27 protein-coding genes are annotated in these 26,946 nt (G+C 64.3%); 21 read left to right on the top strand and 6 right to left on the bottom strand.

The window, feature by feature from the left end; all coding sequences use genetic code 11:
- Nucleotides 1-94: 94 nt before the first annotated feature.
- Nucleotides 95-1,171, bottom strand: coding sequence for an MBL fold metallo-hydrolase (locus FAZ95_RS01765; protein ID WP_137330862.1), 1,077 nt, complete (start codon nucleotides 1,169-1,171; stop codon nucleotides 95-97).
- 180 nt (nucleotides 1,172-1,351) lie between these two features.
- Between FAZ95_RS01765 and FAZ95_RS01760 the strand changes: the two genes are divergently transcribed.
- The 14 genes from FAZ95_RS01760 to FAZ95_RS01695 all read left to right on the top strand — a co-directional run bounded on the left by FAZ95_RS01760 (nucleotide 1,352) and on the right by FAZ95_RS01695 (nucleotide 17,470).
- Nucleotides 1,352-1,783 (top strand): MerR family transcriptional regulator, encoded by a 432-nt coding sequence (locus FAZ95_RS01760; RefSeq protein WP_137330861.1) that lies wholly within the window; start codon nucleotides 1,352-1,354, stop codon nucleotides 1,781-1,783.
- Nucleotides 1,784-2,100: 317 nt separating this feature from the next.
- Nucleotides 2,101-3,921 (top strand): bifunctional isocitrate dehydrogenase kinase/phosphatase, encoded by a 1,821-nt coding sequence (gene aceK, locus FAZ95_RS01755; RefSeq protein WP_137330860.1) that lies wholly within the window; start codon nucleotides 2,101-2,103, stop codon nucleotides 3,919-3,921.
- Between the two features lie 68 nt (nucleotides 3,922-3,989).
- On the top strand, nucleotides 3,990-4,760 hold the full coding sequence (gene can, locus FAZ95_RS01750) for a carbonate dehydratase (RefSeq protein WP_137330859.1): 771 nt from the start codon (nucleotides 3,990-3,992) through the stop codon (nucleotides 4,758-4,760).
- Entirely contained in the window at nucleotides 4,753-5,946 is a 1,194-nt protein-coding gene (locus FAZ95_RS01745; protein ID WP_137330858.1) for an acetyl-CoA C-acetyltransferase, read from the top strand. Before can ends, FAZ95_RS01745 begins: the two co-directional genes overlap by 8 nt.
- Nucleotides 5,947-6,011: 65 nt before the next feature.
- A complete protein-coding gene (locus FAZ95_RS01740; RefSeq protein ID WP_137330857.1) occupies nucleotides 6,012-6,689 on the top strand; it encodes an SDR family oxidoreductase in 678 nt (225 codons plus the stop codon).
- Nucleotides 6,690-6,713: 24 nt separating this feature from the next.
- Nucleotides 6,714-7,844 (top strand): acyl-CoA dehydrogenase family protein, encoded by a 1,131-nt coding sequence (locus FAZ95_RS01735; RefSeq protein WP_137330856.1) that lies wholly within the window; start codon nucleotides 6,714-6,716, stop codon nucleotides 7,842-7,844.
- 15 nt (nucleotides 7,845-7,859) lie between these two features.
- On the top strand, nucleotides 7,860-8,318 hold the full coding sequence (locus FAZ95_RS01730; RefSeq protein WP_137330855.1) for a YchJ family protein: 459 nt from the start codon (nucleotides 7,860-7,862) through the stop codon (nucleotides 8,316-8,318).
- A gap of 353 nt (nucleotides 8,319-8,671) precedes the next feature.
- The gene (locus FAZ95_RS01725) at nucleotides 8,672-9,970 is read left to right on the top strand and encodes a dienelactone hydrolase family protein (protein WP_137330854.1); all 1,299 of its coding nucleotides are present in this window, start codon (nucleotides 8,672-8,674) and stop codon (nucleotides 9,968-9,970) included.
- Between the two features lie 377 nt (nucleotides 9,971-10,347).
- Nucleotides 10,348-11,691 (top strand): adenosylmethionine--8-amino-7-oxononanoate transaminase, encoded by a 1,344-nt coding sequence (bioA, locus tag FAZ95_RS01720; RefSeq protein ID WP_137330853.1) that lies wholly within the window; start codon nucleotides 10,348-10,350, stop codon nucleotides 11,689-11,691.
- Nucleotides 11,691-12,878 carry an 8-amino-7-oxononanoate synthase gene (gene bioF / locus FAZ95_RS01715; RefSeq protein WP_137330852.1) on the top strand — a complete coding sequence of 396 codons (1,188 nt, stop codon included), beginning with the start codon at nucleotides 11,691-11,693 and terminating at the stop codon, nucleotides 12,876-12,878. Before bioA ends, bioF begins: the two co-directional genes overlap by 1 nt.
- On the top strand, nucleotides 12,875-13,606 hold the full coding sequence (bioD, locus tag FAZ95_RS01710) for a dethiobiotin synthase (RefSeq protein ID WP_137330851.1): 732 nt from the start codon (nucleotides 12,875-12,877) through the stop codon (nucleotides 13,604-13,606). Before bioF ends, bioD begins: the two co-directional genes overlap by 4 nt.
- Before the next feature lie 35 nt (nucleotides 13,607-13,641).
- Nucleotides 13,642-14,715, top strand: a complete 1,074-nt coding sequence (bioB, locus tag FAZ95_RS01705) for a biotin synthase BioB (RefSeq protein WP_175425498.1) — start codon at nucleotides 13,642-13,644, stop codon at nucleotides 14,713-14,715.
- Between the two features lie 246 nt (nucleotides 14,716-14,961).
- Entirely contained in the window at nucleotides 14,962-15,249 is a 288-nt protein-coding gene (locus FAZ95_RS01700; RefSeq protein WP_137330850.1) for a hypothetical protein, read from the top strand.
- 79 nt (nucleotides 15,250-15,328) lie between these two features.
- A complete protein-coding gene (locus FAZ95_RS01695; protein WP_137330849.1) occupies nucleotides 15,329-17,470 on the top strand; it encodes a phosphocholine-specific phospholipase C in 2,142 nt (713 codons plus the stop codon).
- Nucleotides 17,471-17,600: 130 nt separating this feature from the next.
- Here FAZ95_RS01695 and FAZ95_RS01690 read toward each other — a convergent pair whose 3' ends face one another.
- Nucleotides 17,601-18,203, bottom strand: coding sequence for an RBBP9/YdeN family alpha/beta hydrolase (locus FAZ95_RS01690; RefSeq protein WP_137330848.1), 603 nt, complete (start codon nucleotides 18,201-18,203; stop codon nucleotides 17,601-17,603).
- Nucleotides 18,204-18,358: 155 nt separating this feature from the next.
- Between FAZ95_RS01690 and FAZ95_RS01685 the strand changes: the two genes are divergently transcribed.
- The 5 genes from FAZ95_RS01685 to FAZ95_RS01665 are packed head-to-tail and all read left to right on the top strand — an operon-like array spanning nucleotide 18,359 to nucleotide 21,495.
- Nucleotides 18,359-19,300, top strand: a complete 942-nt coding sequence (locus FAZ95_RS01685) for a 2-hydroxyacid dehydrogenase (RefSeq protein ID WP_137334385.1) — start codon at nucleotides 18,359-18,361, stop codon at nucleotides 19,298-19,300.
- Between the two features lie 36 nt (nucleotides 19,301-19,336).
- Nucleotides 19,337-20,260, top strand: coding sequence for a hydroxymethylglutaryl-CoA lyase (locus FAZ95_RS01680; RefSeq protein WP_137330847.1), 924 nt, complete (start codon nucleotides 19,337-19,339; stop codon nucleotides 20,258-20,260).
- 46 nt (nucleotides 20,261-20,306) lie between these two features.
- Nucleotides 20,307-20,825: a YbaK/EbsC family protein gene (locus FAZ95_RS01675; RefSeq protein WP_137330846.1), complete on the top strand. Its 519-nt coding sequence runs from the start codon at nucleotides 20,307-20,309 to the stop codon at nucleotides 20,823-20,825.
- A complete protein-coding gene (locus tag FAZ95_RS01670; RefSeq protein WP_137330845.1) occupies nucleotides 20,822-21,067 on the top strand; it encodes a DUF1289 domain-containing protein in 246 nt (81 codons plus the stop codon). The genes FAZ95_RS01675 and FAZ95_RS01670 overlap by 4 nt, the downstream gene beginning before the upstream one ends.
- Nucleotides 21,064-21,495 carry a MaoC family dehydratase gene (locus FAZ95_RS01665; RefSeq protein ID WP_137330844.1) on the top strand — a complete coding sequence of 144 codons (432 nt, stop codon included), beginning with the start codon at nucleotides 21,064-21,066 and terminating at the stop codon, nucleotides 21,493-21,495. The genes FAZ95_RS01670 and FAZ95_RS01665 overlap by 4 nt, the downstream gene beginning before the upstream one ends.
- 256 nt (nucleotides 21,496-21,751) lie before the next feature.
- On the opposite strand, the gene FAZ95_RS01660 is transcribed toward FAZ95_RS01665, so the two are convergent.
- Entirely contained in the window at nucleotides 21,752-22,660 is a 909-nt protein-coding gene (locus FAZ95_RS01660) for a DMT family transporter (RefSeq protein WP_137330843.1), read from the bottom strand.
- 117 nt (nucleotides 22,661-22,777) lie between these two features.
- Here FAZ95_RS01660 and FAZ95_RS01655 point away from each other — a divergent pair, with 117 nt between their 5' ends.
- Nucleotides 22,778-23,350: an Lrp/AsnC family transcriptional regulator gene (locus tag FAZ95_RS01655; protein ID WP_137330842.1), complete on the top strand. Its 573-nt coding sequence runs from the start codon at nucleotides 22,778-22,780 to the stop codon at nucleotides 23,348-23,350.
- Here the strand turns inward: FAZ95_RS01655 and FAZ95_RS01650 are convergent.
- Nucleotides 23,347-24,246, bottom strand: coding sequence for an alpha/beta fold hydrolase (locus FAZ95_RS01650; RefSeq protein ID WP_137330841.1), 900 nt, complete (start codon nucleotides 24,244-24,246; stop codon nucleotides 23,347-23,349). The genes FAZ95_RS01655 and FAZ95_RS01650 overlap by 4 nt on opposite strands.
- A gap of 337 nt (nucleotides 24,247-24,583) precedes the next feature.
- Between FAZ95_RS01650 and FAZ95_RS01645 the strand changes: the two genes are divergently transcribed.
- On the top strand, nucleotides 24,584-25,543 hold the full coding sequence (locus tag FAZ95_RS01645) for an NAD(P)H-dependent flavin oxidoreductase (protein WP_137330840.1): 960 nt from the start codon (nucleotides 24,584-24,586) through the stop codon (nucleotides 25,541-25,543).
- A 109-nt stretch (nucleotides 25,544-25,652) separates the two neighbouring features.
- Here the strand turns inward: FAZ95_RS01645 and FAZ95_RS01640 are convergent, their stop codons facing one another.
- Entirely contained in the window at nucleotides 25,653-26,045 is a 393-nt protein-coding gene (locus FAZ95_RS01640; protein ID WP_137330839.1) for a DUF805 domain-containing protein, read from the bottom strand.
- A 217-nt stretch (nucleotides 26,046-26,262) separates the two neighbouring features.
- Nucleotides 26,263-26,868 carry a hypothetical protein gene (locus FAZ95_RS01635; protein ID WP_137330838.1) on the bottom strand — a complete coding sequence of 202 codons (606 nt, stop codon included), beginning with the start codon at nucleotides 26,866-26,868 and terminating at the stop codon, nucleotides 26,263-26,265.
- Between the last annotated feature and the right edge of the window lie 78 nt (nucleotides 26,869-26,946).

Here is a 26,946-nt window from a genome sequence, read left to right as displayed (position 1 = left end):
ATTGAATATGCACGGGCGCGTCGTTTCGCCCGTGCATTTATCGTGGCCAGCAACAGACGCGTGAGAACAGGCCCCGTGCGAGCTCTAATACCAGTTAAGACCTCTTCCCAAACCTCACCACCCCATCCGCGCCCAACTCGCGCTCAAACTCCCCCTTGAGCCAAAGCAAATGCAAATGGGCAAGCGCCTCGCCCATTGCAAACGTCATCTGATGAACGTCGAGTTGCCGCTTGAACATCATCGGCACGATATCGGCGGCGCTACGAGGCTTTTCCGCGCAAGCCGCGCGCACCTCCGCAAGCCGCGCATCATGATGCTCACGCAGTTGCGTAATCCGCGTATGCAGCCCGCGAAACGGCTTCCCATGCGACGGCAGCACGAGCGTCTCTGAAGCCATCGCCTCATACCGCCCAAGCGACTCCAAATACAGCGCAAGCGGATTGCCTTCCGGCTCGATATCGAACACGGACACATTCGTCGAGATTCGCGGCAGCACCATATCACCGGAAATCAGCACACCGTCCGCCTCACAATGCAAAGCGCAATGCTCAGGCGAATGGCCGAACCCGGTCACGACGCGCCATGCCTTGCCGCCGATCGTCACCACGTCGCCTTCGCGCATGCGCCGGTACCGCGCGGGCATCGACGGCACGAGCTTCGAGTAATAGTCGCGCCGATTGCGCAGCTTCTCGATCGCCTCCTGGTCCGCAAGACCATGTCGAGCAAAATGCCGAGCCGCCCCCTCGCCGCCCGCATTCGACCCATCGCCCGCCGCCATCACGCGCCCGAGCATGTATTCGCCAAGCGTCATCCACAGCCGCACGCTCCAGCGCCCGCGTTCACCGCCCTCGCAAATCCAGTTCGCGAGCCCCAAGTGATCGGGATGGCAATGCGTGACGATCACTCGCAGCACCGGCAAGCCATCGAGCCCCGTTTCGAACACGTGCTCCCAGTGCCTTCTGATCGTCTCGTCCGAGATTCCGCAATCGATGACCGTCCAGCCCTGATGTCCGTCGATTTCATCGCGCAGCAACCAGAGGTTGATATGGTCCAGCGCGAACGGCAGCGGCATCCGCAGCCAGAAGACGCCCGGCGCCACCTCCAGCTTGTGGCCAGGCTCGGGCAGCGTGTCGGCAAACGGATAGTCGAGTTGGTGTTCGAGCGCATTCATCGGAGGGATCTCGCTGGCATCGCGCTGACTGAAAGCCTGCGCGGCAGCCAGTTGCGCTTTATTTAAGTTGACGATAACGTAAACGTCGATTCTATCTCCAATCCGCGTCCGCGCGCCGCCGTCTTCGCCGCTCTTGCCGAGCCGGCCGCCCGTGGCGCGCAAGCGAACGTCGCAAAAGCCATGAACCAGCAGCAATTCACGATCACGGAACTCGCCCGCGAATTCGACGTGACGCCCCGTGCGATCCGCTTTTACGAAGACCAGGGCCTGCTCTCGCCAAGCCGCGAGGGTTCGAGCGGTCTGCGGCGCGTGTATTCGAGCCGCGACCGCACACGCCTGAAGCTCACGCTGCGCGGTAAGCGGCTCGGCTTCACGCTCTCGGAGATCCGCGATTTGCTGGACCTGTACGAATCGCCGACCGATACCGTCCCCCAGCTTCATGCCTTCCTCGCGACGATCGCCGAGCATCGCGACGTGCTCGAGCGCCAGCTCGAGGACCTGAACGCGACGCTCGAAGATCTCGCGCAATACGAAGCGCAGTGCCGCGCGATGCTGGAGGAGAACGGGGTGGCGCAACCTGCGCGGACGGGAAGCAAGCGCGTCAAGGCTTGATCGAGCGCCGGTTGCGCTAACCACGTACTCAGCAAAACCAGGCGAAAAAATATTTCGCAGCAAGATCGAACGCATAACCGCAGCATTGCAAGGAGATGGTCCGAACGTCGCCAAACGCACGCTAACGCATCGCACGGCAAAGCCCGCCTATCAGGCGCGAAGGCGCTTGACAGCGCTATGCCGACGATACAATTGCAAGCGTTTTCACGAGTCTGAACGGATGCAACGGCAGAAATGAAACAGCCCCCACGCGCTCTGCATTCACTGCCCCCCAAGGGGGCCGTCAGTGCGCTTGGGGCGGCCCGGCGCACACTGACATGAATCACTTTCCGAAACTGCTCTCGTCGCAAATCGGCTTCGATGTCGCGGAGACGCTGCTCGAAGGATTCGACCGTCACTACCGGAATTTCCGTGACGCGGCGATCCGTGCGAAGACGCTGTTCGAAGCGGGCGATTGGCATGGCTTGCAAAAGCTCGCGCGCGACCGCATCGCGTCGTACGACGATCGCGTGAAGGAATGTGTCATCCGCCTCGAAGACGAGTTCGACGCGGAGAACATCGGCGACGAAGTCTGGCAGCAGATCAAGCTGCACTACATCGGGCTTCTGACGCATCACCATCAGCCGGAATGCGCGGAGACGTTCTTCAACTCGGTCTGCTGCAAGATTCTGCATCGCTCGTATTTCAACAACGATTTCATCTTCGTGCGGCCGGTCATTTCGACCGAATACCTCGAAAACGACGAGCCCGCCGCGAAGCCGACGTTCCGCGCGTACTACCCCGGCAAGGATGGCCTGGCCGCCACGCTCGAGCGCATCGTCACCAACTTTCAGCTCGAACCGCCGTTCGAGAATCTGACGCGCGACGTCGAGTGCGCGATGCAGTCGATTCACGAAACGTACGGCACGTTCACCGAAGCGGCCAACTTCCAAGTGCACGTGCTCTCGTCGCTGTTCTTCCGCAACAAGGCGGCGTACATCATCGGCCGCATCATCAACGGCGAGCTCGTGCTGCCGTTCGCGATACCGGTGCGTCACGTGAAGCCCGGCCTGCTTGCGCTCGATACGGTGCTGCTCAAGCGCGAACAGCTGCTGATCATCTTCAGCTTCTCGCACTCGTACTTTCTGGTCGACATGGAAGTGCCTTCGGCCTACGTCGAATTTCTCGGCACGATCATGCCGGGCAAGCCGAAGGGGGAAATCTATACGTCGCTGGGGCTGCAAAAGCAGGGCAAGAATCTGTTCTATCGCGACTTGCTCCATCACCTGTCGCATTCGAGCGACCCGTTCATCATCGCGCCCGGCATCAAGGGACTCGTGATGATCGTGTTCACGCTGCCGTCGTTTCCGTATGTCTTCAAGCTGATCAAAGACTCGTTCCCGCCGCCGAAAGACACCACGCGCGAGAAGATCCAGGAGAAGTACCTGCTCGTCAAACGGCACGACCGCTTGGGCCGCATGGCCGATACGCTCGAATATTCGAGCGTCGCGCTGCCGGTCTCGCGCCTCGATGAAGCGCTGATTCGCGAGCTCGAGAAAGAAGCGCCGTCGATGATCGAATACGAGGGCGACAATCTCGTGATCCGCCACGTATACATCGAGCGCCGCATGGTGCCGCTCAATGTGTTCTTGCAAAACGGCAGCGAAGCGGACGTCGAGCACGCGATCAAGGAATATGGCGACGCGGTGAAGGAGCTGATGCAAGCGAACATCTTCCCCGGCGACATGCTGTACAAGAACTTCGGCGTGACGCGCCAAGGGCGCGTCGTGTTCTACGACTACGACGAAATCGAGTACCTGACCGACTGCAACGTGCGGCACGTGCCGGCGCCGCGCAACGAGGAGGACGAGATGGCCGCCGAACCCTGGTACACCGTCGGGCCGCACGACATCTTTCCGGAGACGTACGGCACCTTCCTGCTCGGCGACCCGTCGGTGCGCAAGCACTTCATGCGCCATCACGCAGACTTCTTCAATCCGGCGTTATGGCAGCGGCATAAGGATCATTTGCTCAAGGGCGAACTGCCCGACTTCTTTCCCTATGACCAGAACATCCGGTTCTGCGTCCGCTACCCCGGGCGCTTTACGGACTCGGACGATGCCCCCGGCAATCACGGAGGCAGCGCGCGCGCCGCGTGAAAGGCGCGAAACCAGCCGCGCTCAGCGCATCCGAACAACCCGTTATCGGTTTAACCTAGCTACGCATCATGAGCACCAAAAATAGTCCGCATTCGCTCGACCACTTGTTCGCGAACAACGAGACCTGGGTGGAACGCAAGCTCGCCGAGGACCCGCAGTATTTCTCGCGCCTCGTCGACCAGCAAACGCCCGAATACCTGTGGATCGGCTGCTCCGATTCGCGCGTGCCCGCCAACGAGATCATCGGCCTGCCGCCGGGTGAAGTCTTCGTTCACCGCAACATCGCGAACGTCGTCGTGCATAGCGACTTGAACTGCCTGTCGGTGCTTCAGTTCGCCGTCGATCTGCTGAAGGTAAAGCACATCATGGTGGTCGGCCACTATGGCTGCTCGGGCGTCGGCGCGGCGCTGTTCGACCGGCGCGTCGGCCTCGCGGACAACTGGCTGCATCACATCCAGGATGTGCGCGCGAAGCACGCCGGGCTGCTCGACGAATGGCCGATCGGCGACGCGCGCCATCGGCGGCTCGTCGAACTGAATGCGATCGAGCAGGTCATGAACGTGTGCCGCACGACGATCATCAACGACGCGTGGGCGCGCAGCCAGCCACTCACCGTTCACGGCTGGGTGTACGGGCTGCATGACGGCCGCGTGCGCGATCTCGGCATGACGATTTCCGAGCCGGGCATGCTCGAATCGACCTATAAGCGCTGCGTCGACGCGTTGTCGGCAAGCGGCGCCCGCTCGGCGCAAAACGACGTGGTCGCCGCCGACGCCGCCCAACTCGGCGACGTCCCGGCGATCGTGCACGGTGTTATCAAGGAGCTGAAACATGAGTGAGACAACGAAAGATCCCATCGTCATCGCAGCAGCGGCGCGCACGCCGATGGCTGCGTTTCAAGGCGACTTCGCCGCGCTGACCTCGCCGCAACTGGGCGCGGCCGCCATCGCGGCCGCGCTCGAACGCTCGGGCCTCAAGCCCGAGCAAATCGAAGAAGTGCTAATGGGCTGCGTGCTGCCCGCGGGCTTAGGCCAAGCGCCCGCGCGGCAAGCCGCGCTCGGCGCCGGTCTGCCGCTTGCCACCGGCTGCACGACAGTCAACAAGATGTGCGGCTCCGGCATGCGCGCGGCGATGTTCGCGCACGACATGCTGGCGGCCGGCAGCGTCGACGTGATGATTGCGGGCGGCATGGAAAGCATGACGAACGCGCCGTACCTGCTGCCGAAAGCGCGCGGCGGCATGCGCATGGGCCACGGCCAGGTGATCGACCACATGTTCTACGACGGTCTCGAAGACGCGTATGAGAAGGGCCGTCTGATGGGCACGTTCGCCGAGGAATGCGCGGCGTCGTTCGACTTCACGCGCGCGGCGCAAGATGCGTTCGCGATTGAATCGCTGACGCGCGCGAAACGCGCGAACGAAGACGGCTCGTTCGCGTGGGAGATCGCGCCGGTGAAAGTCGAAAGCCGCAAGGGCGACGTGACGATCGAGCGCGACGAGCAGCCGTTCAAGGCGAACCTCGACAAGATCCCGACGCTCAAGCCCGCCTTCAGCAAGACCGGCACCGTCACGGCCGCGAATTCGTCGTCGATTTCCGACGGCGCCGCCGCGCTCGTGATAATGCGCGAATCGACGGCCGCACGCCTCGGCGTCACGCCGCTTGCCCGTGTCGTCGGCCACTCGACGTTCGCGCAGGAGCCCGCGAAGTTCACGACGGCCCCGGTCGGCGCGATCAAGAAGCTGTTCGACAAGAACGGCTGGCGCGCGGGCGATGTCGATCTGTACGAGATCAACGAAGCGTTCGCCGTCGTCACGATGGCCGCGATGAAGGAGCACAACCTGCCGCACGAGAAGGTCAACGTGAACGGCGGCGCGTGCGCGCTCGGCCATCCGATCGGCGCCTCGGGCGCGCGCATTCTCGTCACGCTGATCGGCGCGCTGCGAGCGCGTGCGGCCAAGCGCGGCGTCGCGAGCCTGTGCATCGGCGGCGGCGAAGCGACGGCGATGGGCATCGAGCTCGTCTGACGGCGCTCGCGGGACCCATCGTCGTACCATTGCGCGATGGGTCATAGCCCGACGGAGGAAAGCGAATGAAGACCGCATTGATCGTAGGCGCGTCGCGCGGCATCGGACGCGAGTTCGCGCGTCAATACAAGCGTGCGGGTTGGCGCGTGCTCGCGACGGCGCGCGATGACGACGCGCTCGATTCACTCGCCGAACTCGGCTGCGAGACGTTTTCGCTCGACATCACGGAGCCGGAGGAAATCGCCGCGCTCGGCTGGAAGCTCGATGGCGAACGGCTCAACGCCGCGGTCATTGTCTCCGGCGTGTACGGTCCGCGCACCGAAGGCGTCGAGACCATCACGGCCGAGGATTTCGACTACGTGATGGCAACCAACGTCCGCGGCCCGATGCAGCTGATGCCGACCCTGCTGCCGCTAGTCGAAGAGGCGCAAGGCGTGCTCGCAGTGCTGTCGAGCAAGATGGGCAGCATCAGCGAAGCGACGGGCACGACGGGCTGGCTCTATCGCGCGAGCAAGGCGGCGCTCAACGATGCGCTGAAGATCGCGTCGCTGCAGACGCGCCGCGCAACCTGCATCGCGCTGCATCCCGGCTGGGTGCGCACGGACATGGGCGGCGCACAGGCGGCCATCGATCCCGAGCGCAGCGTGACGGGCATGCGCGACGTGCTCGCGCAAGCGGCTGCCGCGCATGCGTCGTTCAATGGCCGCTTCTTTCAATACGACGGCATCGCCATCGAGTGGTAGCGCGACTCTAGGAGACAGGAAGACATGGTGCTCGATCAGGACCACCAGATGATTCGCGACGCGGTGCGCACATTCGTGCGCGAGGCGGTGACGCCGCACGCCGCGCAGTGGGACCGCGACCGCACGTTCCCGAAGGACGTGCACCGGCAGCTCGCCGAACTCGGCGCCTATGGCGTGCTCGTGCCCGAGGCCTATGGCGGAGCGGGGCTCGATGCGCTCGCGCTCGCCGTGATCCTCGAAGAGATCGCAGCGGGCGACGGCGGCACGTCGACGGCAATCTCGGTCAACAACTGCCCCGTGTGCAGCATCCTGCTCACCTATGGCAACGACGCGCAGAAACGCGACTGGCTCACGCCGCTCGCGCGCGGCGAGATGCTCGGCGCGTTCTGCCTGACCGAGCCGCAAGCGGGGTCCGACGCTTCGGCGCTGCGCACCACCGCAACGCGCGACGGCGACACGTACGTGCTCAACGGCGTCAAGCAGTTCATCACGAGCGGCAAGAACGGCGACGTCGCGATCGTGATGGCCGTCACCGACAAAGCCGCGGGCAAGCGCGGCATCAGCGCGTTCATCGTGCCGACGACTACCCCCGGCTACCTCGTCGCGCGCGTCGAAGACAAGCTCGGCCAGCATTCGTCCGACACCGCCCAGATCGTGTTCGAGGAGTGCCGCGTGCCGGCCGCGAACCTGATCGGCGCGGAAGGCGAAGGCTACAAGATCGCGCTGTCGGGTCTCGAAGGCGGACGCATCGGCATCGCGGCGCAGAGCGTCGGCATGGCGCGCGCGGCGTTCGAGGCGGCGCTCGCGTATGCGAAGGAACGCGAGAGCTTCGGCCAGCCGCTCTTCGCGCATCAGGCCATGCAGTTCCGCTTCGCCGAGATGGCGACGCAACTCGAAGCCGCCCGTCAGCTCATCTGGCACGCGGCGGCGCTCAAAGACGCCGGCAAGCCCTGCCTCACCGAGGCGGCGATGGCAAAACTGTTCGCCTCCGAAGCCGCCGAGCGCATCTGCTCTGCGGCGCTGCAAGTGCACGGCGGCTACGGCTACCTGAGCGACTTCCCCGTCGAGCGGATTTACCGTGACGTACGCGTGTGCCAGATCTATGAGGGTACGAGCGACATCCAAAAGATCCTGATCGCACGCGGTCTCAACTGAAAACCACCCTCACGCATGACGAACCGCGTATCGACGACGCCCGCCGCCCGTCCGCTTGAATGCCCTTGCGGCGGCACGGCGCCGGACAAGGCGTCCGCCGCCAAAGCGCCGCGCTTTGCAGACTGCTGCGGACGTTTCATCGATGGCGGCGAATCCGCGCCCACCGCCCTCGAACTGATGCGCTCGCGCTACAGCGCGTACGTGCTCGGCGCGACCGATTACCTGCGCGGCACCTGGGACCCTGCGACCTGTCCCCCGGATCTCGACATCGATACAACCGCCGCCGACGCCCCGCGCTGGCTCGGCCTGCAAGTCAAACGCTTCGAAACACTCGACGATACCCACGCCATCGTCGAATTCGTCGCACGATACAAAGTCGGCGGACGTGCGCAGCGTTTGCATGAAATCAGCCGTTTCATGCGCGGCGCCGATGCGCGCTGGCGCTACGTCGATGGCGATGTAAGCGAGCGCTGAACACCACTTTCCACAGCATTGTTGGTGGTGCCCAACAATCGCCGGGCGGCTAGAAAACTGACTCGAACAAGCGCCGCCCAGGTTTCTCCTTACGTAGACCGCCTCGTATTGTTCACCCCGTCCGAAAGATGGGGGTTCTCCTGCATTGCACAACGAAAAATTGTCGCGCTAGGATGAGCCCACGTTTTGCCGCATCACGTTTGCCGCGAAATGTGATGCGCGCCAGCATCGCCTCCCTTGCAGTGCGCTTTCTAAAGTCGTTCGATTGGCTTCGCCCGGATGTCTTTTTTACTCCGGCGCGTGGGAAGCAGCGCGCTATTCAGGATTCACTTCATAGCAGGCAGGTGTAGCGAATGAGTTTGAAGAAGATTTTGATCGGATGTCTGGCAGCGTGCGCGCTGTCAGTCGCCCATCCCCAGACGGGCCGTGCCGAGCCGCTCGCAATCGCGAACATCGCTGCTGCCGGGCCGCTTTCCAAAGCCCACGTTCCGAACCTCGAATACCACGACGCTTATCAGCCGAACGTCGGCGCCGATCTGAACGAGCAGATCATCCGGATCCCCGTCGATGCATCCGGCTCCGTCACGCTCGAAACGACGATTTTCAAGCCGGACGGTCCCGGCCCCTTTCCGATGGTCGTGTTCAACCACGGCAAGATCCAGGGCGATCCGCGCGAACAGACGCGCAGCCGGCCGATCGCGTTCGCTCGCGAATTCGTGCGGCGCGGCTATATCGTCGTGGCGCCGAATCGTGAGGGCTTCGCGGACTCGGGCGGCACGTATCAGCAAGCCGGCTGCGACGTCGAACGCAACGGCGTCGCGCAAGCCGACGATGTCGCCGCGACGATCGCCTTCATGTCGAAGCAATCGTATGTCGATGCGCAGCACATCGTCGTGGCGGGTTCCTCGCATGGCGGCCTCACGACGATCGCATACGGCGCCAACGCCGCGCCCGGTGTGCGCGGCCTCGTCAATTTCTCGGGCGGCTTGCGCCAGGATGCGTGCAGCGGCTGGCAAAACAACCTCACGCAAGCCTTCGAAACCTACGGCGAAAACACGCGGGTGCCGTCGTTGTGGCTCTACGGCGACAACGATTCGGTCTGGACGCCGGCGCTCTCCGCGAAAATGTATGCGGCCTACGTCGCGCACGGCGCGAAGGCGCAGTTGGTCGACTTCGGCGACTACAAGAACGACGCGCACCGGCTCGTCGTCGATCACGATGGCGTGGGCGTCTGGTGGCCGCCCGTCGAGGCGTTTCTCGCGCACATCGGCATGCCGACGAGCATCCAGTACCGCGTCGACGAACCGTCGATGCCGAAGGCGTCCGGCTACGCCGCGCTCGATGCCGTGAATGCCGTGCCGTTCCTCGATGCCGCAGGCCGCGCGGGCTATCTGAACTTCCTCAAGCAGTATCCGACGCGCGCGTTCGCCGTGTCCGATTCGGGCGCGTGGTCGTGGGCCGAAGGCGGCGACAACCCGATGGCGCTCGCGGTCCAGAACTGCGAAAAGGAAGGCGCGGGCAAGTGCCATCTCTACGCCGTCAACGATTCGGTGGTGTGGAAAGACGGCCACTCGGCTGCGACCGCGCAAGCCGCGAACGATGCGCCCCCTGCCGACGACAATCGCGAGAGCCACGCGCTCGCGAGCCGCTGACCTCCTCCAATACTCCAATACGCAGACGAAAACTCGCGTCAAACCCGCTGCCGCGGCTGAATATCGTCCGGCGAGTCGCACGACTTTGCCGTCGTCAACCGCATCGAATTTTCCCGATTTGATGCGAAACGCCGCGAGCTGCGCTTAACAGCCGCTTAGCTCGTCGACGCGGCCTGGATGCATGACCTGCGTTGCCTAGTGCATCGGCGAGCAGAACGCGTTACTCTCACTGCCGTTTTTCCGATTGGCGGCGAGACGTTCATCGTTTTCTGCGTGTCGATTCGCAATCGGGGTACCTGTCATGTGTTTCTGCATGAACACGGGCCGATGTGCGCCAACAGAGGCACATCGACGAACGTTCATGCTACGGAGTGGTTTTGAAAGCATCAGCAACCGAAGACTGGGTCGCACGCAGCCTCAAAGCCGTGTGGCATCCCTGTACGCAGATGAAGCACCATGAGCGGCTGCCGCTCATTCCCGTTGCGCGAGGCAGCGGCGCATGGCTCTACGATCGCGAGGGGCACCGCTATCTCGACGCGATCAGCTCGTGGTGGGTCAATCTGTTCGGGCACGCGAATCCGCGCATCAACGACGCGCTCAAAGCTCAGCTCGATACGCTCGAACACGCGATGCTCGCGGGTTGCACGCACGAGCCTGCGGTCGAACTCGCGGAGCGGTTGTCGCTACTCACGCAGAACACGCTGGGTCATGCGTTCTTTGCGTCGGACGGCGCATCGGCCGTCGAGATTGCGCTCAAGATGAGCTTTCACTATTGGCGCAATCACGGGAAGAGCGAGAAGCGCGAGTTCGTCTGCGTGGCAAACAGCTATCACGGCGAGACGATCGGCGCGCTCGGCGTGACCGATGTCGCGTTGTTCAAGGACGCATACGACCCGCTGATCCGTCACGCGCATGTGGTGGCCTCGCCCGATGCGCGCCACGCGCGCGATGGCGAAAGCGCGGCCGATGTCGCGCGCCGTGCGCTCGACACCGTGCGCACGCTCTTCGAAGCGCGCGCCGCACAGATCGCCGCGCTGATCGTCGAGCCGCTCGTGCAATGCGCGACGGGCATGGCGATGCACGATGCCTCGTACATAGCGGGGCTGCGCGCGCTGTGCGATCGATACGGCGTGCACCTGATCGCCGACGAAATCGCCGTCGGCTGCGGACGCACCGGGACGTTCTTCGCGAGCGAGCAAGCGAGCGTGTGGCCCGACTTCCTGTGCTTGTCGAAAGGCATCAGCGGCGGGTATTTGCCGCTGTCGATCGTGCTGTCGCGCGACGACATCTTCGCGGCCTTCTACGACGACGACACCACGCGCGGCTTCTTGCATTCGCACTCGTACACCGGCAATCCGCTGGCATGCCGCGCTGCGCTGGCGACGCTCGATCTGTTCGCCAGCGATAACGTGCTGGCCGCAAACGCAAGCAAATCGGCGCAGCTCCGCGAAGCGCTGAATCCGCTCGCGACGCACGAGTCCGTGCGCAATTTCCGTCAATGCGGAACGATCTTCGCGTTCGATGCCGTGCTCGAAGGCCAGGCTGGAAAAACCTTCTCGCGCCGCTTCTTCGAAACCGGGCTCGCCAAGGAACTGTTGCTGCGTCCGATCGGCACGACGGTCTACCTGATGCCGCCATATATTCTGGACGCCGAAGAAATCGCGTTGCTCGCCTCTCGCACGCGTGAGACGTTCGAGGCGACGCTGGCGGAGGCATCCTGATGTTCATCCTCGACACGCTAAAAGAAGGGCTCGCCGATCTCGACGCGCGCGGCCTGCGCCGCCGCCGGCGCATCGCCGATACCCCTTGCGGCGCGCACATGCGCGTCGACGGTCGCGACATCGTCGGCTTTGCGAGCAACGACTATCTCGGCCTCGCCGGCCACCCCGCGCTCGCTGCCGCGCTCGCCGAGGGCGCCGCGCGCTACGGCGCGGGCAGCGGCGGCTCGCACCTGCTCGGCGGGCACTCGCGCGCGCACGAACAACTCGAAGACGACCTCGCCGAATTTGCGGGCGGCTTCGTCGATGCGCCGCGCGCGCTGTCGTTTTCCACCGGCTACATGGCGAATCTCGCGGCGCTCACCGCGCTCGCGGGCCGCGGCACCACGCTCTTCTCCGACGCGCTCAATCACGCCTCGCTGATCGACGGCGCCCGCCTCGCGCGCGCCGACGTGCAGATCTATCCGCATAACGACGCCGAAGCGCTGGCCGCCATGCTCGAAGCGTCCGACGCCGCGGTGAAAGTGATCGTCAGCGACACGGTGTTCAGCATGGACGGCGACATCGCGCCGCTCGCCGCGCTGCTCGCGCTAGCGGAGCGGCACGGCGCGTGGCTCGTCGTCGACGATGCGCACGGCTTCGGCGTGCTCGGCCCGCAAGGCCGCGGCGCGCTCGCTGCCGCCGCGCTGCGTTCGCCGCATCTCGTCTACATCTGCACGCTCGGCAAGGCCGCGGGTGTGGCGGGCGCGTGCGTGATCGCGCACGAGACGGTGATCGAATGGCTGCTGCAGCGCGCGCGTCCGTACATCTTCACGACGGCGTCGCCGCCTGCGGTCGCTCACGCGGTCTCGGCCAGCATCAAGATCATCGCGGGCCAGGAAGGCGACGCGCGGCGCGCGCACCTCGCGACGCTCATCGAGCGCACGCGCGCGATGCTCAAAGCCACGCGCTGGCAGCCGGTCGATTCGCACACCGCCGTGCAGCCGCTCATCATCGGCTCGAACGAAGCCGCGCTGGCCGTCGCCGCGCGTCTCGACGAGGCGGGCCTGTGGGTACCCGCGATTCGTCCGCCGACCGTGCCGGTGGGCACGTCGCGATTGCGCATCTCGCTGTCGGCGGCGCATTCTCATGAAGACCTCGCGCGTCTGGAAATGGCGCTGGCGCAGCTCGACGAGGTGAATCACGCATGAGCACGCCGCTTTCACTCTTCGTCACCGGCACCGACACGGAAATCGGCAAGACGCTCGTTTCCTGCGCCCTGCTGCGCGGCTTGACTCGGGCGGGCTTGCGCGCCGCCGCGATGAAACCCATCGCCGCCGGCGCCTACGAACGCGATGGCCAATGGCGCAATGAAGACGCCGATCGGCTCGACGCCGCGGCGAGCGTATTGCTTGCCCCTGAGATCCGCACCCCGTATCTGCTGAAAGCGCCTGCGGCGCCGCATATCGTCGCGGCGCAAGAAGGCGTTGCGCTGGATATCGCGCACATCGTCGCTTGCCATGCGCAAGCGCGCGAGCAAGCGGATATCGTCGTCGTCGAAGGCGTCGGCGGTTTTCGCGTGCCGCTCGACGATACGCACGACACCGCCGACCTCGCGCTCGCACTGAACCTGCCGGTCGTGCTCGTGGTCGGCATGCGGCTCGGCTGCATCAGCCATGCCTTGCTCACGGCCGACGCGATCGCGTCGCGCGGCTTGCGCATCGCGGGCTGGGTCGCCAATCGCGTCGACCCGGCGATGCGCTTCGCCGACGAGAACATCGAGTCGATTCGCACCTGGCTCGAACGCGAGCACCGCGCGCCGCTCCTCGGCGTCGTGCCGCATCTCGCGTCGACCGCGTCCGACTCCATCGCCGATGCCGCAGCCGATTGCATCGACACCGCCAAGCTATTGCAGACGCTGCGCACCACGCAGCGCTGAACCCCTTCGACTCATTGCCTACAAGGATTGACGACATGACTCAGTTCCAACCTGCCGCCGAGACTGCGAGCGCCACCGTCACGCAAGCCACTCAAGCCGCGAATGCCGGCGGCACGCCGGCGCGCTGGCGCGTGGCCGATGTCGCCGCGCTGTACGAACTGCCGTTCAACGACCTGCTGTTGCGCGCGCAACAGGTGCACCGCGAGCATTTCGACGCGAACGCCGTGCAGCTCTCGACGCTGCTGTCGATCAAGACCGGCGGCTGCGAAGAGGATTGCGGCTACTGCTCGCAATCCGCGCATCACGACACCGGCCTGAAGGCGGAGAAACTCATGGACGTGGACGTCGTGCTCGAAGCGGCGCGCGCCGCGAAGGCCAACGGCGCGACGCGCTTTTGCATGGGCGCGGCCTGGCGCAATCCGAAGGAGCGCCACATGGAGCCGCTCACCGCGATGGTTCGCGGCGTGAAGGACATGGGCCTCGAAACCTGCATGACGCTCGGCATGCTCGAAGACGCGCAAGCGAAGCAGCTCGCCGACGCCGGGCTCGACTACTACAACCACAACCTCGACACGTCGCCCGAGTTCTACGGACAGATCATTTCGACACGCACCTACCAAGACCGTCTCGACACGCTCGAACGCGTGCGCGACGCGGGCATCAACGTCTGCTGCGGCGGCATCATCGGCATGGGTGAGTCGCGCCGCGAGCGCGCGGGCCTGATCGCTCAGCTCGCGAACATGAACCCGTATCCGGAGTCGGTGCCGATCAACAACCTCGTGGCGATCGAAGGCACGCCGCTCGAAAACACCGAACCGCTCGACCCGCTCGAATTCGTGCGCACGATCGCGGTCGCGCGCATCACGATGCCGAAGGCGATGGTGCGTTTGTCGGCCGGCCGCCAGCAGCTCGACGACGGGATGCAGGCGCTGTGCTTCCTGGCCGGCGCAAACTCGATCTTCTACGGCGACCAGTTGCTGACGACCAGCAACCCGCAGGCGGACAAGGATCGCAAGCTGCTCGCGCGGCTCGGCATGCGCGCCGAGGCGGCGCAGCAGATGCCGGTGGAAACGGCGCAGCAGTGCGACCGCGCGACGTCCGCGAACTAAACGAACTAAGCGAAATCAGCCGCGTGAGCTTTCGCGCGGCGTCATGTTGCGCGCGGCTGTCCCCCTCGGCCGCGCGTCTCCCCCGCAAGCCATCCGTAATCACACTCCCGCCGCAAACGTTTCACGTAATTTTCTTACCGTTTATTCACACTTAGCCGACTTCGAACGAGCCGGCGCCATCGCAATCCCGAGCAACCGCCAGCCGCGGCTCGCAGCAATGTCCCCCCGTTAACGTGGAAACGACGCATGCGCCTTCGGACGACGGTTACGCTCGCCTTACTCTCAAGCATCGGCCTCATGGGCTGCGGCCCTGACGACGACTCCGCTTCCTCGATCGCCGCGCCGGCAGCCAAGACTCAGTTGTCGGCCGCGAATGCCGATGCCGCAGTCAGCCTAAGCACCAGCGCCAAGGCCACGGCCAACGCAGGCCCGAACACCACCCGCCTCGCCGCCGCCCAGCCCGACACGTTCCCGAACGAACCGCCTCCGGCGCCGCCCGTCGTGCACTATCCGCCGGAGTCCAGCAGCGACTGACCGCAACCCGACAGCAACCCAACCGCGGGGCAAGCCGCTCCTTGCGCCCGCACCTCCCCCAAGCAGAAGGTGAAACCAAATGACCTTGAATAGCCGTCGCCGTTTTCTGCAAACCGTAGCGCAATCCGCGGGCGCCGCCGCCGCGATGACCGTCTTCCCCGAATCGATCCGCCGGGCGCTGGCCGTGCCCGCGGCGTCGCGCACGGGCAGCCTGCGCGATGTCGAGCACATCGTCGTGTTCATGCAGGAGAACCGCTCGTTCGACCACTACCTCGGCCACCTGCGCGGCGTGCGCGGCTACAACGACCGCTTCCCGATCCCGCTGCCGAGCGGCCTGCCGGTGTGGAACCAGCCGTCGAAGGAAAACCCCGCGCAGCCCGTGGTGCCGTTTCACCTGAACACGCAGACGACGAGCGCGCAATGCGTCGGTGACCTCGACCACTCCTGGTACAAGACGCAAGCCGCGATCGACGCGGGCCGCTACGACCAATGGCCCGCGAACAAGACGGACCTGACGATGGGCTACTACCTGCGTTCGGACATTCCGTTCCACTACGCGCTCGCCGATGCGTTCACCGTCTGCGACAACTACTTCTGCTCGCTGCCCGGCCCGACGCACCCGAACCGCTCGTACCTGATGACGGGGATGGTCGACCCGACCGGCACGCAAGGCGGGCCGCTCCTCGACAACAGCGACTTCGTCGACGGCGACGGGCCGCCCAACTACGCGCTGCTGTCGTGGACGACGTATCCCGAGCGCCTCGACGCGGCCGGCATCTCGTGGCAGGTCTACCAGCAGGGCCTGACCGGCGCCGATCCGCTGAACGGCAACTACGGCACCAACGTGCTGATGAACTTCCAGCAGTACATCAATGCGCCGGTCGGCTCGTCGCTGTACAACCGTGCGATGACGGTGCGCACGATCGACCAACTGAAAGCCGACGTGCAGGCGAACAACCTGCCGCAAGTGTCTTGGCTCTTGCCGCCCGCCGCGTACTCGGAGCACCCGCAGTACACCCCCGCCTACGGCGCCGAGTACCTCTCGAACATTCTCGACGCGCTCACGTCGAACCCCGACGTCTGGAGCAAGACCGTCCTGTTCGTGATGTACGACGAGAACGATGGCTTCTTCGATCACATCGTCCCGCCGCAGCCGCCGACGACGCGCGCGCAGGGCCTCTCGACGGTGACCGTCGACGGCGAGATCCACAACGTCGTGAACCCGCTGCGCGGCGGCAGCTACACCGCCGACGGGTTCCCCTACGGCCTCGGCCCGCGCGTGCCGATGACGATCGTCTCGCCGTGGACCAAGGGCGGCTTCGTCTGCTCGCAGGTGTTCGATCACACGTCGGTGATCCGCTTTATCGAAGCGCGCTTCGGCGTCAACGAGCCGAACATCACGCCGTGGCGCCGCGTCGTGTGCGGCAACCTGACGTCGGCATTCGATTTCCGCACGCCCGATTCGACGATGCCGCCGCTGCCCGACACGAGCGGCTACAAGTCGATCGCCGATAACCAGTGCGCGAACAATCCGAAGCCCACGGTGCCGTCGACGCCCGGCGTGGTCGATCCGCAGGAGCCGGGCACGCGCTACGCGCGCCCGCTGCCGTACGAGCTGCACGTGAACGCACACGTGAAGGCCGAAGAGAACACGCTCAATCTCTCGCTCGCGAACACGGGCGAGCACGGCGCGCACTTCTACGTCTACTCGACGAACCGCACCGACGGCCCGTGGCGCTATACCGTCGAAGCGCACAAGTCGCTGCACGATACGTTCGATCTGTCGGCGACTTCCGGCGTCTATGAGTTCACGGTCTACGGTCCGAACGGCTTCGTGCGTCAGTTCGCGGGCACGACCGCAGCGAGCACGCAAGGCGGCGCTCACGCGCATGTCGCGAACCCGGAAGTCGAAGCGGGCTACGACGTCGCGAACGGCAATCTCTATCTGAAGATCGTGAACCACGGCAAGGCCGCGATCGAACTGACCGCGGTCGACAACGCGTACGGCGCGCAAACGCGCAGCTTCAAGCTCGGCGCGCATGACGAAGTCGAAGCACGCTGGGAGCTGCGCTCGAGCCATCACTGGTACGACCTGACGATCTCGGACGGCACGGGCGGCACGTTCCTGCGGCGGCTCGCCGGCCACATCGAGACCGGCCGTCCGAGCTTCTCGGACCCGGCAGCGGTTGCGCCGGTGACGAGTCTCGGCAGCCTGGGGTAAGCGCGGAAAATAGGCGCGGAAAGCCCTCGCCAAGCGCGCGGGGGCCGAACCTCACTGACGCGATTCAATGGCGATTCGATGCAACAGCGGCCGGCCGTGACCCACGCGCCGGCCGCAATCATTGGCCCCCTCAAACCAGCGCGTGCGGCGCAAGCTCGACCGGCTCGTCGCGAAACCGCAGCGGCGCCGCGCAATGCACGAGCGTATCGACGAAGTACTTCGCGCGCGGCCACGGCCCGTAACCCGCCGCGACGTTGATATGCCCCGCGTCGCCGAGATTCACGAACGCGCTGCCGAGGCGCTGCGCCAGCTCGCGCGCGTCGGCAAGCGGCATCCACGGATCGGTCTCGCTGCCGATCACGATCGACGGCACGCCGAGGCGCCGCGCATCGAACGCACCCGCAAACGCGAATTTCTTCGGACTCGCCGGCGCGACGAACAGCACGCCCGCCACGTTCGACGCATGCGAACCGTGCGCCAACGCGTGCGCGGTCGCGAGGCAGCCGAAACTGTGCGCGGCGAGCACGAACGGCCCCTTCTCGCGCGCGAGCAAGTCGCGCACGGCCTGCGACCAGGTCGCGAGATGCGGCGCATCCCAATCGGCCTGCTCGACGCGCAGCGAACGCGCGAATTGCCGCTCGAGCCAGGTCTGCCAGTGGCCGCCCTCGCTGCCATGGAGGCCCGGTACCGTCACGAGGCGCGGCGGCCACGTCGATTTGGTGCATGCCAGCATTTGCCCTCCCGGAGAGGAATTCGAGCAGGCATTCTCGCGCGCGCCCGCTTGGCGCCGAACCAATTTTTCGTGCTTTGTTTATCGGCGGAAATGGGACCCCTGCGCGCGGCGGCGGCTGAAAAAGTAGAATGAAGCCTATTCTTAACGCGAACGATATGAAGATTCTGTTCTACTCGTCGTATGACGATCCGTCCGTATGGCTCAACGATCTGGCCCGGGCGCTGCCGCGCGCCGACCTGCGCGTATGGAAGCCGGGCGACACCGCGCCCGCCGACTACGCGATCGTCTGGCGTCCGCCGCGTGAATTGTTCGCTCACCGTCCGGGCTTGCGCGCGGTGTTCAATCTCGGCGCCGGCGTCGATGCGATCCTCGCGCTCGAGCACGCGCATCCGGGCACGCTGCCGCGCGAAGCGGCGCTCGTGCGGCTCGAAGACACCGGCATGGCCGCGCAGATGGCCGAATACGTCACGCACGCGGTGCTGCGCTACCTGCGCCGCCTGGACGAGTACGCGCGCCAGCAAACCGAGCGCCGCTGGCACGTGCTCGAACCCCATGCGCGCAGGACGTTCACCGTCGGCGTGCTCGGTCTCGGCGTGCTCGGCACGCACGTCGCGAAGACGCTCGCGTCGTTCGGCCTGCCCGTGCGCGGCTACAGCCGGAGCGCGAAACGCATCGACGGCGTGACCGCCTATGCGGGCGCCGAGCAGTTCGACGCGTTTCTCGACGGCGTGAAGGTGCTCGTGAATCTGCTGCCGAGCACACCCGATACGAACGACGTGCTGAACCGCGACACCTTCGCGAAGCTCGCGCGCGGCGCGTATCTCGTGAACGTCGCGCGCGGCGCGCATCTGGTCGAAGAAGACCTGCTCGAAGCGTTGAAAGACGGTCAAATCGCGGCGGCTACGCTCGACGTGTTCCGCAAGGAGCCGCTGAGCGCCGACCATCCGTTCTGGAACGAGCCGCGCATCACGATCACGCCGCACAGCTCCGCCGAAACGCTGCGCGAAGAAAGCCTGCAGCAGGTGGCGCAGAAGATCGAGGCGCTCGAGCGCGGCGAAGCGATCAGCGGCATCGTCGATTTGGCGCGCGGGTACTGACCGCGCGCACAGGAACCCAATATCAAGGAGACAACCATGTCCATTCCCAGCGCAGTGAAGATCGTCGAAGTCGGCCCGCGCGACGGGCTGCAGAACGAGAAGGATTTCGTGCCGACGCCGGTCAAGATCGAGCTCGTCAACCGGCTTGCCGCAGCGGGCTTCAAGAATGTCGAGGCGGCGTCGTTCGTATCGCCGAAGTGGGTGCCGCAGATGGCCGACGGCGCCGAGGTGATGAACGGCATCGAACGCCGCGCAGGCACGATCTACTCGGTGCTGACGCCGAACCTGAAAGGCTTCGAAGGCGCGCTCGCCGCGCGTGCCGATGAGATCGTGATTTTCGGCGCCGCGAGCGAAGCGTTCTCGCAGAAGAACATCAATTGCAGCATCGCGGAAAGCATCGCGCGCTTCGAGCCGGTCGTCGCGGCAGCGAAAGAGCACGGCGTGCGCGTGCGCGGCAGCGTGTCGTGCGCGCTCGGCTGTCCGTATCAGGGCGAGGTGCCGGTGGCGTCGGTGGTGGACGTCGTCGAGCGCTTTGCCGCGCTCGGCTGCGACGAGATCGATATCGCCGATACGATCGGCGTCGGCACGCCGAAGCGCACGCGCGAAGTATTCAGCGCCGTGACGCAATCGTTCCCGCGCGAACGGCTCTCCGGCCACTTCCACGACACCTACGGGCAGGCGCTCGCGAACATCTACGCGGCGCTCTTCGAAGGCATCGAGATTTATCACGCGTCGGTGGCGGGGCTGGGCGGCTGTCCGTATGCGAAGGGCGCGACCGGCAACGTCGCGACCGAAGACGTGCTGTACCTGATGAACGGCCTCGGCATCGAAACCGGCGTCGATCTCGACCAAGTGGTCGCAATCGGCGATTTCATCTCGACGTCGATCGGCCGCGCGAACGTCTCGCGCGCCGGCAAGGCCTTGCTCGCGAAAGCGCGCAGCCAGGCCGCATGCTCGTAGGCGCTTCACGCGCGCCGTCATTCACTCAGCGATAACCCCCTTCCCTATGTCGGACGAAGCTTTTACCGAATCGAGCGGCGACCAGACGCTCCCCGATAGCGCCCGCCGCGTCGCGCAACTGCTGCGCGAGCGCGGGCACACCCAATCCGTCGTGATGCTGCCGGAAACCGGCAAGACCTCGGCCGAAGCGGCCGCGGGCCTTGGCTGCTCGGTCGCGCAGATCGCGAAATCGATCTTGTTCCGGCGCCGCGAAGACGATGCCCCGGTGCTGGTGGTGGCGAGCGGCGCGAATCGCGTCGACGAAAAGAAAGTCGCGCAGCAAGTCGGCGAAATCGCGCGCGCGGACGCGAAGTTCGTGCGCGAGAAAACCGGCTATGCGATCGGCGGCGTCTGCCCGATCGGGCACGCCACGCCGCCCGTCACGCTGATCGACGCCGACTTGCTCGAACTCGACAGCCTGTGGGCCGCGGCCGGCCATCCGCACGCGGTGTTCAATCTCTCGCCGCAGGAGCTCGTCGCTTTGACGGGCGCGCCCGTGGCCGACGTGGCGCTGCGCGAAGCATGACGACCTCAGAAGCCACCCCACTCCAAACTCAGGACGCGCCGCAGACGCCCGCCGTGCCGTCGCCGTGCATCAACGTGTGCAAGATGAATGCCGACACGCAATGGTGCGACGGGTGCCTGCGCACGATCGACGAGATCCGCGCGTGGTCGAAGCTCGACGACGACGGCAAGCGCGCCATCTGGGCGGAACTCGATCTGCGGCACGCGTCGCTAATGGAACAGCGCAAGGCGGCCGCGCCATGAGCGAGCCGGCACGCGTCGTGCAGATCGGCGAAACGTGCAGCAGCACGCTCACGCTGCCGGTGGAATCGATCAAATCGTTCGCGACGCTCGTCAACGATTTGAACCCGCTGCACCACGACGATGCATTCGCCGCGCAAAGCCGATTCGGCGGGATCATCGCGTCGGGCACGCAGCCGGCCGCGCATTTCATGGCGCTCGTCGCGACGCACTTTTCGAGCTACGCGCAATCGCTCGGCCTCGAATTCGATATCAAGTTGAAGAAAGCGGTGCTGGCGGGCGATACGCTGACGCTCTCGTGGCGTGTCGCCGACGCGTATTGGAAGCCGAGTCTGAACGGCGACCTCGTGACGCTCGAGGGCACCGTGATCAATCAGCGCGGGGAGATCGCGCTGACGGGCCGCGCGACCATTCTCGTGATGGCGAACTGACAAAAAAGAAAGCCGCGCGCCTTGGGTGGCGTGCGGCGGAATTTTTTTGACGTGATCAGCGTCGATTTGAATGATACCGGCCGGCTCACTCGAATCGCATCGGTAATTTCCCTACAGACTGCTGACATTTTGTCGGCCAGCGTCTTTTATCCAGGCTTTGCGCAGTGACGGCACAATCGGATTGGCGACGAAACGCTCTGTCTCAACGTAAGGCCTCGGCAATTTACTTCGATATCCGAATCAAATCCCGAAACACTTACGTTGACTTACACGACGATAGCCGCCGCTGCGGCACGATGCGCCAGCCGAGATTCACGCCCGCCGCCGCCAGCAGAATCAACACGGCGCCCGCGACTTGAATCCACGCGAGCGATTGTCCGAACGCCACACGGTCGACGATGATCGCGACGATCGGATAGATGAACGACAGCGCGCCCGTCATCGCCGTCGGCAGCTTTTGAATGGCGCCGTACAGCAGCACATACATGACGCCGGTGTGAACGACGCCAAGCGTCCCGAGCTGGAGCCAGTGCGCGGGTGTCGTCGGCAGTGCGTCGAAGTGCACGAGCGGCGCGAGCATCAGCGCGCCGAGCACGACCTGGATCAGCGCGATCAGATGCGGCGGCGTGCCCTTCAAGCGCTTGGTGACGATCGACGAAATGGCGTAGAGGAAAGCCGCACCGAGCGCGAGCGCCACGCCTTCGAGATATTCGCCCGGTACCGCAAGCACCGCCGGCTCCACGCGCACGACGAACACGAGACCGACGAACGCCACGACGAGCCACGCGATCGTCGATGCCGTCACGCGCTCGCGAAACACGATCGCGCCAAGCGCGACGAGCATGAACGGCTGCGTGTTGTAGACGGCGGTCGCCATCGAAATCGACGCGCGCGAATACGCCGCGAACAGCAGCAGCCAATTGCCGACGATCGCCGCGCCCGCGAGCGCGACGAGCCCGAGCATGCGCCACGAGAACCATTGGCGCCGTATCAGCCCGAGCGCGAGACAGATGGCGAAGAGCGTTGCCGCGCCGAACACGCAGCGAAAGAACACCACATTGATGGACGATTGCTGCGACGAGACGACGAGCCAGCCGATCGTGCCCGACATCAGCATGGCGGCGGTCATTTCGGCTGCGCCGCGCCGGATTTCCTGGTTAGCCATGGCGATTTCTCTTTCCCGGTTCAACCTCGATGAACCCGAGTGTAGACATTTCAATCGCCGCAATACATGGCTAAACTAAGGTCACGACGCAATGTCGGCTAATTATCGAAGGTGAAAATGCCAAAACGCCTTTACCCCTCGACGGCGCCCGCCACCCTCGACGAAACCGATCGCGAACTGCTGTCGGCGCTCGCCGAAGATTCGCGCATCGCGGTGAGCGAGTTGGCCCGGCAGGTCGGGCTGTCGGCACCGAGCACGGCCGAGCGGCTGCGGCGGCTCGAAACGCTCGGGGTCATCGAGCGCTTCACCGTGCAGATCGACCCGCGCGCGCTCGGCTACACGCTTCAGGCGATCGTGCGCGTGAAGCCGCTGCCGGGACAGCTGCATCTGGTCGAAGACGTGATTCGCCGCATTCCCGAGTTCGTCGAATGCGACAAGGTCACCGGCGACGATTGCTTCGTCTGCCGTCTGGTGCTGCGCTCGATCGAGCAGCTCGACGAGATTCTGTCGAAGGTGACCGAGCGCGCCGAAACGAGCACGGCGATCATCAAGTCGACGCCGGTGCCGCGCCGCCTGCCGCCGCTCGCGCCGCCGCAAGCGGCTCCGGCGGAGCTCGAGGCAACGGGAGCACCGGCGCCCTCGGCAACGCCAACGCCCGCGCCGTCCGTGCGCGGGCGCAGCAAACGCTAGCTTTCGGCGGGCTCGTTCGCCTCGAAGAACGACAGCATCTCCGCGACGAGCTCGTCAGGCGCCTCTTCGGGGATGTAGTGCCCGCACGGCAGCGCCCGGCCGCTGACATCGCGCGCCACGTGCCGCCACTCGGCAAGCGGATCGAAGCAGAGTTCGATCACGCCCTCCTCGCCCCACAGCACGCGCAGCGGGCAGCTCACCTTGTGCCCGCACTCCTCGTCCGCGCGGTCGTGGACGAGATCGATCGTCGCCGACGCGCGGTAGTCCTCGCACATCGCATGCACCGCGCCCGGCTGGCGCAGCGCATCGCGATAGGCCGCGAGCGCGTCGGGCGCGAACGGCGTCAAGCCCGCGTGGCGGCTGCCCATCACGCGCTCGACATAGACATCCGGGTCCGCGCCGATCAGCTTTTCGGGCAGGGGCTCGGGCTGGATCAGGAAGAACCAGTGAAAGTACTTGGTCGCGAAGGTGCGATCGGTGCGCTCGTACATTGCGAGCGTCGGCGCGATATCGAGCAGCATCAGGCGTTCGACGGCGTCCGGGAAATCGAGCGCCATCCGGTGCGCGACGCGCGCGCCGCGATCGTGCGCGCAGACGAGAAACTGATCGAAGCCGAAATGGCGCATCACGGCGACTTGGTCCGCCGCCATCGCGCGCTTCGAATACGGAACATGCGCCGCGTCGCTAGCCGGCTTGGCCGAGGCGCCGTAGCCGCGCAAGTCGGTGGCGATTACCGTGAAATGCTGCGCGAGCTGCGGCGCGCAGCGATGCCAGATCATGTGCGTCTGCGGATGACCGTGCAGCAACAGCAGCGGCGGCCCCGATCCGCCTTTGACCCCGTAGATATCGACACCCGCAACGTTGACGTGAAACGGTGTGAAATCCGGAAAGCCCATGACGTCCCCCCGATTGTCGTAGTAGGCCCTTCGCATTCTATGAGCGGCTCATGACGCCGGGCCGTTCGATGGGGCACGAAACCGTAGAACCAGAGCACTCATTCCAAGTTGAAACGGTTCTGCTCGTCTTCCGAATTCCCCTATAATCGAACGACCGTTCATTTTGATGGCGATTGATTGCGACGCAACGGCAGGCATGGGATCGGCAGCTTTCTAAATGCTGTCGATGGCTTTCTTCCTATGAAACCCGGCCGGCTGCGTCACGAGTCCCGCATCGCTACACTCATATCGCCGCGCACATTTCCGAGCGTGCCGGCGCCCTAAAGGAGACTGCGTCATGGCCTTGCCCGCCGCCCTGCAAAATCTCGCGCTGCCCGTCGTCGCTTCACCGATGTTCATCGTCAGCTATCCGGAACTCGTGCTTGCGCAGTGCAAAGCGGGGATCGTCGGCTCGTTCCCGGCGTTGAACGCCCGCCCGGCCGAATTGCTCGACGAGTGGCTCACGCAGATTCAGGAACAGCTCGCCGCGCACAAGGCGGCGAACCCGGGGGCCGCCATCGGCCCGATCGCGGTGAACCAGATCGTCCATCAGTCGAATGCGCGGCTCGAACACGACGTGCGTGTGTGCGTCGAGCACAAGGTGCCGATCTTCATCACGAGCCTGCGCGCGCCGGCCAAGGAAATCATCGACGCCGTGCACAGCTACGGCGGCATCGTGCTGCACGACGTGATCAACATCCGCCATGCGCAGAAGGCGCTCGAAGCGGGCGTCGACGGCCTGATTCTCGTCGCCGCGGGGGCGGGCGGACACGCGGGGACGACCTCGCCGTTCGCGCTCGTCGGCGAAGTGCGGCGCATCTTCGACGGCCCGATCGTGCTGTCGGGCGCGATCGCCAACGGCGGCTCGATCCTCGCCGCGCAAGCGATGGGCGCCGATCTCGCCTACATGGGCACGCGCTTCATCGCGACGAAAGAAGCGCACGCGGTCGAGGGCTACAAGCAGGCGATCATCAATTCGAACGCTTCCGACATCATCTATACGAACCTCTTCACCGGCGTGCACGGCAACTACATCCGCGAGAGCATCGTGAGCGCCGGGCTCGATCCGGATGCGCTGCCCGAGTCGGACAAGTCCGCGATGAACTTCGCGAGCGACAAGGCGAAGGCGTGGAAAGACATCTGGGGCGCGGGGCAAGGCGTCGGCTTGATGAGCGACGTGCCGTCGGTGGATGAGCTCGTTGCGCGGTTGAAGCGCGAGTATGAGGAAGCGAAGGCGCGGCTGGCGATCGGGCGGTGAGCTTAGCCGGAGTTGGTTACGGCGCTGCTGGTTGCTGCGTATGTCCCAAGCCATGCTGCAGACGAAATTGATAGTGATAGGCTCGCCGCTCGGGCGGGCCTATCGTTGACTATTCACGGCCTTCCCGTGGGTCAGGGCCGTAGAGATTGGTGGCATTTTGAGGAGGAAGCGCCAAAGAGACCACTATCACAATGGGCGCTGCGAACAAGAAATAACCGATGCACAAAAGGCCAGACCGGTTGCTATCGTGCAGCCTCCTTACGTTATAAGACAGCGTGGCTAGCAATGAAAACAAACCGATAATAAATAGCGCCACTTGATAGCTCGCATTTTCACCGGATAAAAAGCACAGCACACCCCTGGTAGCGGCATAGAAAACGCAATAATGGACTACCAAAAACACAAGAAAATCCACGCGCGTTTCACGCCCGGAGAATCGAAATATATTTCGATAGCCTCTCAGCCAGGCCCCGATAACCGATCGCAGCGCTTTCCTATGCATCCCCTCTCCTCTTCAAAAGCAATCTGGAGCCTCAATCAGCTCGCCGTCTAGATAGGTATCGTTCAACTCGCAAATCTGCAACACCGTTCGATAAATTTGAATCAATGTGGGGCCAATTGTATTTCCAAACGAAGGCACTCTAAAAAGTGATGGGCAGCAGGGGGCGGGGCCCTTGACGGACGGTGCTTACCGCTCTGGCAAGCGTCGAATGGCGTGACTAGCCGGCTTGGGGGGTATCGGTTGCCGGGCGGTAGTCCTTCATCAACCAGCGAGAGAGGAAGAAGGTGCGGCGCAGGTCTTGGATTTTTTCGTAGTCGGCGTTGACGAAGTGGCGGCCGGTTTGCTTTTCGTATTTGCGCAGCAGCAGCAAACTGGCGATTTGAGGGCCAATCACCTTGACGTTAAGATAGCTCAAGACGCCAACGAAAACAGGCAGAGCAACAAAAATCACGTTGTCTCTAGAGCCCGTGTAAATCTGAAATAAGATCGGAATATTAGTCACCATTGCTCCGGTCGAAAAAATTACCGCACCCATATCACGCCCACCTGATTCATTATATTTTCCAGGAGTGATAATATAACGATCGAAATCAACACAGCGACTCAAGCTCACCATCCAATCGCGTTCACGATTCGCTCGGAAAGCACCTAATTTTGCAAACTGCCGCAACACCCCAAACAAGAGCGGCAATATAACTGAAGCAAGATAAGCACCCAACGCGAAAAACCTATACTCGCGCGCACGGACGACTTCCGCCAATACAATCGCGCCCGCCCCTCCCAAAAAAATCAAAAAAACAACGACAAAATAACCAATAGCCATCAGCGAAAATTTAACGGAAAAATCCGCTCTATATTTTATCAGCCCCCCCCATTGCAAAGCCGGCCAATGCCGCAGTCG

Origin of the sequence: Trinickia violacea (genome assembly GCF_005280735.1) — a bacterium.
GTDB classification, from domain to species: domain Bacteria; phylum Pseudomonadota; class Gammaproteobacteria; order Burkholderiales; family Burkholderiaceae; genus Trinickia_A; species Trinickia_A violacea.
The sequence above is the reverse complement of the archived record's forward strand: the minus strand, read 5'-3'. Positions and strand labels throughout refer to the sequence as shown.

What these genes read in the sequence shown, in the direction of transcription:
- FAZ95_RS01730 (WP_137330855.1), top strand. Translation starts at nt 7,860, where the DNA reads ATGACGAACCGCGTATCGACGACGCCCGCCGCCCGTCCGCTTGAATGC.
- FAZ95_RS01765 (WP_137330862.1), bottom strand. Translation starts at nt 1,171, where the DNA reads ATGAATGCGCTCGAACACCAACTCGACTATCCGTTTGCCGACACGCTG.
- FAZ95_RS01745 (WP_137330858.1), top strand. Translation starts at nt 4,753, where the DNA reads ATGAGTGAGACAACGAAAGATCCCATCGTCATCGCAGCAGCGGCGCGC.
- FAZ95_RS01675 (WP_137330846.1), top strand. Translation starts at nt 20,307, where the DNA reads ATGTCGGACGAAGCTTTTACCGAATCGAGCGGCGACCAGACGCTCCCC.
- FAZ95_RS01650 (WP_137330841.1), bottom strand. Translation starts at nt 24,246, where the DNA reads ATGGGCTTTCCGGATTTCACACCGTTTCACGTCAACGTTGCGGGTGTC.
- can (WP_137330859.1), top strand. Translation starts at nt 3,990, where the DNA reads ATGAGCACCAAAAATAGTCCGCATTCGCTCGACCACTTGTTCGCGAAC.
- FAZ95_RS01665 (WP_137330844.1), top strand. Translation starts at nt 21,064, where the DNA reads ATGAGCGAGCCGGCACGCGTCGTGCAGATCGGCGAAACGTGCAGCAGC.
- FAZ95_RS01670 (WP_137330845.1), top strand. Translation starts at nt 20,822, where the DNA reads ATGACGACCTCAGAAGCCACCCCACTCCAAACTCAGGACGCGCCGCAG.
- aceK (WP_137330860.1), top strand. Translation starts at nt 2,101, where the DNA reads ATGAATCACTTTCCGAAACTGCTCTCGTCGCAAATCGGCTTCGATGTC.
- FAZ95_RS01645 (WP_137330840.1), top strand. Translation starts at nt 24,584, where the DNA reads ATGGCCTTGCCCGCCGCCCTGCAAAATCTCGCGCTGCCCGTCGTCGCT.
- FAZ95_RS01640 (WP_137330839.1), bottom strand. Translation starts at nt 26,045, where the DNA reads ATGCATAGGAAAGCGCTGCGATCGGTTATCGGGGCCTGGCTGAGAGGC.
- FAZ95_RS01725 (WP_137330854.1), top strand. Translation starts at nt 8,672, where the DNA reads ATGAGTTTGAAGAAGATTTTGATCGGATGTCTGGCAGCGTGCGCGCTG.
- bioB (WP_175425498.1), top strand. Translation starts at nt 13,642, where the DNA reads ATGACTCAGTTCCAACCTGCCGCCGAGACTGCGAGCGCCACCGTCACG.
- FAZ95_RS01655 (WP_137330842.1), top strand. Translation starts at nt 22,778, where the DNA reads ATGCCAAAACGCCTTTACCCCTCGACGGCGCCCGCCACCCTCGACGAA.
- FAZ95_RS01685 (WP_137334385.1), top strand. Translation starts at nt 18,359, where the DNA reads ATGAAGATTCTGTTCTACTCGTCGTATGACGATCCGTCCGTATGGCTC.
- FAZ95_RS01740 (WP_137330857.1), top strand. Translation starts at nt 6,012, where the DNA reads ATGAAGACCGCATTGATCGTAGGCGCGTCGCGCGGCATCGGACGCGAG.
- FAZ95_RS01635 (WP_137330838.1), bottom strand. Translation starts at nt 26,868, where the DNA reads ATGGCTATTGGTTATTTTGTCGTTGTTTTTTTGATTTTTTTGGGAGGG.
- bioD (WP_137330851.1), top strand. Translation starts at nt 12,875, where the DNA reads ATGAGCACGCCGCTTTCACTCTTCGTCACCGGCACCGACACGGAAATC.
- FAZ95_RS01735 (WP_137330856.1), top strand. Translation starts at nt 6,714, where the DNA reads ATGGTGCTCGATCAGGACCACCAGATGATTCGCGACGCGGTGCGCACA.
- FAZ95_RS01695 (WP_137330849.1), top strand. Translation starts at nt 15,329, where the DNA reads ATGACCTTGAATAGCCGTCGCCGTTTTCTGCAAACCGTAGCGCAATCC.
- FAZ95_RS01680 (WP_137330847.1), top strand. Translation starts at nt 19,337, where the DNA reads ATGTCCATTCCCAGCGCAGTGAAGATCGTCGAAGTCGGCCCGCGCGAC.
- FAZ95_RS01660 (WP_137330843.1), bottom strand. Translation starts at nt 22,660, where the DNA reads ATGGCTAACCAGGAAATCCGGCGCGGCGCAGCCGAAATGACCGCCGCC.
- FAZ95_RS01690 (WP_137330848.1), bottom strand. Translation starts at nt 18,203, where the DNA reads ATGCTGGCATGCACCAAATCGACGTGGCCGCCGCGCCTCGTGACGGTA.
- bioF (WP_137330852.1), top strand. Translation starts at nt 11,691, where the DNA reads ATGTTCATCCTCGACACGCTAAAAGAAGGGCTCGCCGATCTCGACGCG.
- FAZ95_RS01760 (WP_137330861.1), top strand. Translation starts at nt 1,352, where the DNA reads ATGAACCAGCAGCAATTCACGATCACGGAACTCGCCCGCGAATTCGAC.
- FAZ95_RS01700 (WP_137330850.1), top strand. Translation starts at nt 14,962, where the DNA reads ATGCGCCTTCGGACGACGGTTACGCTCGCCTTACTCTCAAGCATCGGC.